This window comes from Desulfosporosinus sp. BICA1-9 (assembly GCF_000802135.1).
The window spans coordinates 97,595-104,118 of sequence record NZ_JUEE01000154.1 but is presented as its reverse complement, the minus strand read 5'-3'; the positions used below and the strand labels follow the sequence as shown (position 1 = coordinate 104,118).

At 42.9% G+C, this 6,524-nt stretch carries 6 protein-coding genes and 1 pseudogene; 5 read left to right on the top strand and 2 right to left on the bottom strand.

The window, feature by feature from the left end; genetic code table 11:
- The 4 genes and pseudogenes from JL57_RS19720 to JL57_RS19705 form a co-directional block, all read left to right on the top strand.
- Positions 1-263 (top strand): annotated as a pseudogene (locus tag JL57_RS19720) (preprotein translocase subunit SecA); the annotation flags it as partial.
- A gap of 444 nt (positions 264-707) precedes the next feature.
- Positions 708-1,325 (top strand): MATE family efflux transporter, encoded by a 618-nt coding sequence (locus tag JL57_RS19715; protein ID WP_291300308.1) that lies wholly within the window; start codon positions 708-710, stop codon positions 1,323-1,325.
- A 209-nt stretch (positions 1,326-1,534) separates the two neighbouring features.
- On the top strand, positions 1,535-2,230 hold the full coding sequence (locus JL57_RS19710; protein ID WP_034143663.1) for a DUF2225 domain-containing protein: 696 nt from the start codon (positions 1,535-1,537) through the stop codon (positions 2,228-2,230).
- Between the two features lie 102 nt (positions 2,231-2,332).
- Complete coding sequence (locus JL57_RS19705) at positions 2,333-4,501, top strand: Tex family protein (RefSeq protein WP_034143662.1); 2,169 nt, start codon at positions 2,333-2,335, stop codon at positions 4,499-4,501.
- 148 nt (positions 4,502-4,649) lie between these two features.
- Here the strand turns inward: JL57_RS19705 and JL57_RS19700 are convergent, their stop codons facing one another.
- Positions 4,650-5,324, bottom strand: coding sequence for an HD-GYP domain-containing protein (locus tag JL57_RS19700; RefSeq protein WP_034143661.1), 675 nt, complete (start codon positions 5,322-5,324; stop codon positions 4,650-4,652).
- A 26-nt stretch (positions 5,325-5,350) separates the two neighbouring features.
- Positions 5,351-5,710, bottom strand: coding sequence for a PleD family two-component system response regulator (locus JL57_RS19695; protein ID WP_291300303.1), 360 nt, complete (start codon positions 5,708-5,710; stop codon positions 5,351-5,353).
- A 127-nt stretch (positions 5,711-5,837) separates the two neighbouring features.
- On the opposite strand from JL57_RS19695, the gene JL57_RS19690 reads away from it, so the two are divergent.
- Entirely contained in the window at positions 5,838-6,197 is a 360-nt protein-coding gene (locus JL57_RS19690; protein WP_034143659.1) for a helix-turn-helix domain-containing protein, read from the top strand.
- Positions 6,198-6,524: the final 327 nt, after the last annotated feature.

Sequence of the window (6,524 nt, the reverse complement as noted above, 5' to 3'; positions counted from 1 at the left end):
AAAGCTCATCCGCCAAGGGCTACGAGAGGATGAAAACAAACTTCATTAATACATCGCTCAAAGTCAGGGCCAACCATATCGCCTTCCTCTGTGAAGACTTGGATCAAACCATTAAGGAAGTGAAGCATAAGCTGCTCCAAATCGCCCCCCATGACAAGGAGACGTATATCATTTATAAGAATAAAGTTTACGATCTTTTGAATGTGTGGCTTAAGGACGAGACGTGGAGCAGGCAAGCTCGCCCCGGCGGAGATGCGCAGTAAGGAATGGTGAGCATGAGCACATCCCCGAAGCTTCGGATACATCAGGCTGGGAAATCGCGGCGGACGCTGTCGTTGTTCCGGTAGCTGCCGATCTGTTTTTCATTAAATAACAATGCTTGGGTGACGCTCTTTGAAAGCGCTTTTTTGCTCAATGGAAAGGCCTAGTGTTTTCAAAATTTCAGTTACGATGGTTTTTGACGGCAATTGCAAAGGCAAGCGCTGAAATCTTATGAATGGTCGCAGAATGGTATATTTAGTATATGACAGAAGGTATAACCACGGCTTTATAGCTGTGGTTATACCTTCTGTCATATACTAAGGCTGTTTAAATAACGAGATTCTGGTATAATAACTTAGCACTATAAGAAGGAAAAGCTAAAGGAGATCACACTTAAATGGGTTATTGTTAAAGATATTGTGTCGATTGGAATTTCCCCATTTTCCATGCAGTTAGTGGGCAGTATCGTGACTATAATCTTAAATAAAACCTTGGTCAGCTACGGCGGGGATTTATCGATCGCTGCAATGGGGGTAATAAACAGTATCGCAATGCTCATATTTATGCCGATTTTCGGATTAGGACAGGGAGCGCAGCCGATTCTAGGTTACAACTATGGTGCGAGAAACTTTGATCGAGTAAAACAAACCTTAAAGTTATCTGTGATTAGTGCTATGGGCGTGATGATTTTAGGATTTCTAGTCGTGGAATTATTTCCGGTTGCCTTGATGACTCTTTTCAGCCAAGATCAGGAACTTATCCGTTTGGGGTCATTTGGACTAAGGATTTTTTTAATGATGCTGCCACTCATTGGTTTTCAAGTGATGGCGATAAATTACTTTCAAGCTACGGGTAAGCCTAGAAAATCGTTGTTTTTAAGTTTATCCCGTCAACTGATTTTCTTAGTGCCTATGATTTTGATTTTACCTAAGTTTTGGGGATTGACGGGTGTTTGGTGTGCGGGACCCGTGGCGGATGTTGCCTCTGCTGCTCTTACAGTGGTATGGTTAAAGAAGGATCTTAAGCAGTTGGACCCGACTAAAATTGAACCCTCTACTAGGTAATATGAAAAGTCTTTTCTGTCCAAGTCATTTGAGTGTGGTCTTATTTACTTCTTAGATGAGACAAACGGGTTTGTCTGCTATAATTAAGCAAGTGATGACATCTTGTTTAATAAGCTTAAAACGCTTTAATTACGTTGAATATCGTTTAGTCAGTATTCTATATGTAGGGAGTGGCCGCTTCGACCCGATTTTTAACTAGGAGGCAATGTATGCACCCATTAGAAGCGTTTTATGAAAAAAAATTGATCTGTGTTTATTGTAGCAAGCCGTTTACTTCGCTGAGAGTGCGTTCTCGCTTTTCGATACCTTATCAGGTCGACAGTGATTTTTGCCCTCACTACAGAGCGGGGAATTACAATCCGCATTTTTATTATGTGAATGTTTGTCCAGAATGTGGCTTTGCTTTTTCAGAGGAGTTCTCAGATCAATTTTCTAAAGGTACGAAGGAAGTCATTGGTGTTCAGATTACGGGTCAGTGGGCTAAAAGAGACTTTGGTAAAGTTAGGGATATCCAGCAAGCCTTGGAATCCTATAAACTGGCAATCCTTGCAGGCTCACTCAAGCGCGAGAAAAATGCTGTTCTAGCGGGACTTTGTCTGCGTTTAGCCTGGCTCTACCGGACTGAAAACAATACTGATCAAGAAACACGTTTTATGGGTTTAGCGCTCAAAGCCTATGAAGAATCCTATCTACACTCTGATTTTACAGGGACATCTATGTCAGAAATAAACGTTTTATTTATGCTCGGTGAGCTGAGTCGGCGATTAGGGCAATATAAGAAGGCTATCACTTATTTTGCTAAGGTCATTGAGCATAAAGAAGGCAAAGACGAACAAAAAATAATTACCAGAGCCAGAGAACAATGGAGAATCGCCGTTGAAGAAAATCGACAGGGAACTATGTAAAAAGAAAAGCCAGTGATTTTGTTGATTTGGCTATAAATGGTATAATGATTTAGGTGTAGAATAGTTATCAACTAATGGATCTATCTAGGGAGGTAGCAACAGTTGGAGTTTAATCAAGTCATTGCCAAAGAATTGGGGCTAAAGATATCCCAAATAAACGAAGCCGTTAGCTTATTGGATGGGGGAAATACCATCCCTTTTATTGCCCGTTACCGCAAAGAAGTAACCGGGGAACTGGATGAAAATATGCTGCGCGATATCGTAGAACGGTTAGATTATTTACGACGTTTGGACCAGCGAAAGACTGAAGTAATTCGCCTTATTGGTGAACAGGGAAAGCTCACGGAAGAACTGTCTGCTCAAATCATGGCTGCGACTGTGCTTCAGGATGTCGAAGATCTCTATCGACCGTTTAAACAGAAACGCCGTACCCGGGCAACGATTGCTAAGGAAAAGGGCCTTGAGCCGTTGGCGGAATGGTTGATGGTACAGTATTTCAGAGGAGATCCTCAAGCAGAGGCAGAGAAGTATCTCAATGCAGAACTGGAGGTTAATACTCTGGAGGAAGCCTTGGCAGGTGCGATGGATATCATCGCGGAGACGATTGCTGATGACGCGGCTCTTCGCAAACGGATCAGACAAGAAACCTTTCGCCTTGCTGATGTAGTAGCTGCCTCTATCGCGAAGAAAGCGAAAGAGCGTTCCCCCTTTGAGATGTATTACAATTATCGAGAGCCTGTTCGAAAGATACCTCCACATCGTGTCTTAGCACTTAATCGAGGGGAAAAGGAAGAGTTTCTCTCAGTCAAGATCGAAGCTCCTCCAGAAACCCTGCATAGACTGCTTGAACTTCGTTATGTCAAAACGGGGCCGTGTGCGCCTTGGGTTCAAAAAGCGGCACTTGATGCCTATAAACGATTGATCGAACCCTCCATTGAACGGGAAGTGCGTGCTGAACTTTCTGCTCAAGCGGAAGAGCAAGCTATTAAAGTATTTGCCGCAAATTTGCGTCAGTTGTTACTCCAACCCCCAGTCCGTGGAAAAATGGTGCTAGGACTTGATCCGGGATTTATTTCAGGTTGCAAATGGGCGGTCGTAGATGAAACGGGGAAGCTCCTAAAAGTTGGGGTTATCTATCCACATCCCCCACAGAAAAAACGACAAGAAGCTAAAGCGATATTACGCAAGGCAATAGCTGAGTTTGATGCTAATCTTATTGCCATTGGAAATGGTACCGCATCTAGAGAAACGGAAGAAGTCGTAGCAGAAATGATTCGAGAGGATGGGATCTCTGCAGAATTCATTTTAGTAAGCGAAGCCGGGGCATCGGTCTATTCCGCTTCTAAACTAGCGGGTGATGAATTTCCGGACTTTGATCTTTCCCTACGGAGTGCAGTGTCTATCGCTAGAAGGTTACAAGATCCTTTAGCTGAACTAGTGAAGATTGAACCGAAGGCTGTGGGAGTGGGCCAGTATCAGCATGATGTTCAGCCCAAACGCTTAGAGGAATCCCTGCATGGTGTGGTAGAATCCTGTGTGAATGTTGTGGGCGTTGATTTAAATACCGCCTCCGCTTCATTGCTCCAATATGTAGCTGGGTTAAAGCCGGCGGTAGCTAAAAATGTAGTGGCCTGGCGAGATGAACATGGTAAGTTCAGCCGTCGTGATCAACTTAAAAAAATTCCACGCCTGGGAGCACAAACCTATATTCAATGTGCAGGGTTTATTCGCCTTCCAGACGGGGTTAATCCCTTGGAAAATACGCCTGTCCATCCCGAATCTTATGAGCTTGCCGAAAATATCTTGAAAAAAATTGGGCACACCTCCGGGGATTTGCGAGAGCGGCTCACCGAAGTGCGCAAGAAACTGGCCGTATTAGAAGCTCAAGAGTTGGCTCAGGAATTTGGTGCTGGGGTTCCGACAATTCGCGATATTTTAGACGCCTTGCAAAGACCTGGCAGAGATCCTCGAGAGGATTTACCACGACCGTTGCTGCGTCGGGATGTAACGCGTATGGAGGATCTTAGCGAAGAGATGGTCTTAGAAGGAACCGTTCGCAATGTTGTAGATTTCGGAGCGTTTGTGGATATCGGCGTCAAGCACGACGGTTTGGTTCATATTTCCCAGTTGTGTGATAAATTCATTAAACACCCAATGGAAGTGGTCGCTGTAGGGGATATTGTCAAGGTGCGTGTGATCGGGATAGATAAGGCCAGAGAACGAGTGAGTCTCTCCATGCGGGATATTTCGGCCACGATTAAGCCTGTATAGCTGAACTTCTAGCCATCATGTTTCCAAATTCTTTAAAGAAATAACCACGGCTTGATTAGTCGTGGTTATTTCTTGTTGGATCACTTTATAAAATAGTTTAGCTTAATGTCATTTCGGAGGTTCTTTATAATAAAAATGAGACAGACTATTAATTATCCTCGAGTTTAGAATAGGCCTCTTTCTTTATCATCTCGATAAACACTTGCCCTAGGTAAGGGTCGAACTGTCTCCCAAATTGTAACTGTATTTCTTCAAAAGGTGTCTGAAGGGTCATAGCTCTTCGATAAGGCCTACCTGACGTCATGGCCTCGAAGGCATCAGCTAAGGAAACAATCCGTGCCGCGAGTGGGATCTTTTCTCCGCTAAGCCCTTGAGGATAACCTTGTCCATCGTAGTGTTCATGATGATGAAGGACAATGGGAATAATAAATTCTAACGCTTTGACTGGCTCTAAAACCTGAGCGCCAATCTCAGGATGTTTTTTGATCTGCTCATATTCATCTTCCGTCAATGTACTGGGTTTAAGCAAAATATCATCTTTGATTCCGATTTTACCTATGTCGTGGAGCAAAGAACCCATACGAAGTTGTTTAATTTCTTCTCGAGAGAGCCCTAACTGAAGGCCCAACATGACAGCATATTTCGTCACTAGAACCGAGTGTTCCCAAGTTTCTATGTTTCTTGCGGCAAGTGCCATAGCTAGAGTCTGCAAAAATCCGCTGAGAGGTATCGCATTTGTACTTCCATGCGTAACACTATCAATTTCAGGAAAGGATTTTTGAATCTGGTACGAATCTATTATGCTAATATTCCGTAAGCGCATTCGTCACCTCCAAAATGAGTTCAGGCTTATTTGTAAACCGTTCGCACTTTATCTATAAGTTCGTGAATATCAAATGGTTTCATCAACACACTTTGGGCCCCCTGCTTCTTAGCTTGTTCCTCTATCTCCTCTCCGCTAACCATAATCACCGGAATATCCTTTGCAAGCCCATCATTTTTTAGCAATTGTAATACGTCTAAGCCACAGATACCTGGCATGTTATTATCTAATAAAATAAGAGATGGTTTGTTTTCAGACAAAGCATACCCTAAACATTCGTCACCGCTGCCCACTTGTTTTGACTCATAGCCTGCGTTAGCAAGTACCTCAGCAAACAACCTGCGAATGGGTAGCCTATCCTCTACCACTAATATGTACTCGACCACGACCATCTTCCTCCTCCACACATTATACATTCTATGACTAATAGTATATATTTTCAACATATTTTATTAACCGTGAGTTTGTGAAAGAGTTGAATGCAGAGCTTTACAATGGTAGTGAGGTGATAATATGGAAAGTATCCGAAAAGTGGTAGGAAAAAACATACGGTTCTACCGTCTGTCTAAGGGTTTTACACAGGAATTTCTAGCAGAAAAACTTGATGTAAGTAGTACCTATATCGGTTATCTGGAGAGAGGTCAAAAATCCCCTTCGTTGGATCTGATTTCTAGAATATCAAAAGCACTTGAAATTGAGCCTGCTTTACTGCTAACCTCACCCGATAAGTGCGATGATGAAATGAAACGTTTAATGTCCCTACTATCAGACAAAGCACCTTACTCTGTTGCCTTTGTCCATAATATTGCAACTGCTTACTTCAAATCCCTCGAAGACCATGACTACCAAAAGGATCAGTTACATCACCGATAACCAGTAAATTTTGAAAGGATCTCTCTTAACGCTGACAATATTTTTGTCTTCAGTAGTGAACAAGAAACTTGTCCACGTAATGCTTCTTGGCCGTAAATGGCACTATTTTTTACTCCCTAGCTGTGATAATAGCAATAGTCTGATATAATGATCAAATGGGCTCATCCTCGCTTTCGGAGATTGCGGGAAAGAGTGATCTTTGGCTTACTTACGCTACCTTTAACATTGTAGGGGAATTAGTATTAGCTAGTACCCCTTAGCGGCTATGTGCTTTAACTAATGAGTTTGTGCTATAGGGCTGCTTGTCATGAATGGAGACGTCATAAG

Bases quoted from the DNA above. Each gene is read 5' to 3' on its own strand.
- JL57_RS19710 (WP_034143663.1), top strand. From the start codon at position 1,535: ATGCACCCATTAGAAGCGTTTTATGAAAAAAAATTGATCTGTGTTTAT.
- JL57_RS19715 (WP_291300308.1), top strand. From the start codon at position 708: ATGCAGTTAGTGGGCAGTATCGTGACTATAATCTTAAATAAAACCTTG.
- JL57_RS19690 (WP_034143659.1), top strand. From the start codon at position 5,838: ATGGAAAGTATCCGAAAAGTGGTAGGAAAAAACATACGGTTCTACCGT.
- JL57_RS19700 (WP_034143661.1), bottom strand. From the start codon at position 5,324: ATGCGCTTACGGAATATTAGCATAATAGATTCGTACCAGATTCAAAAA.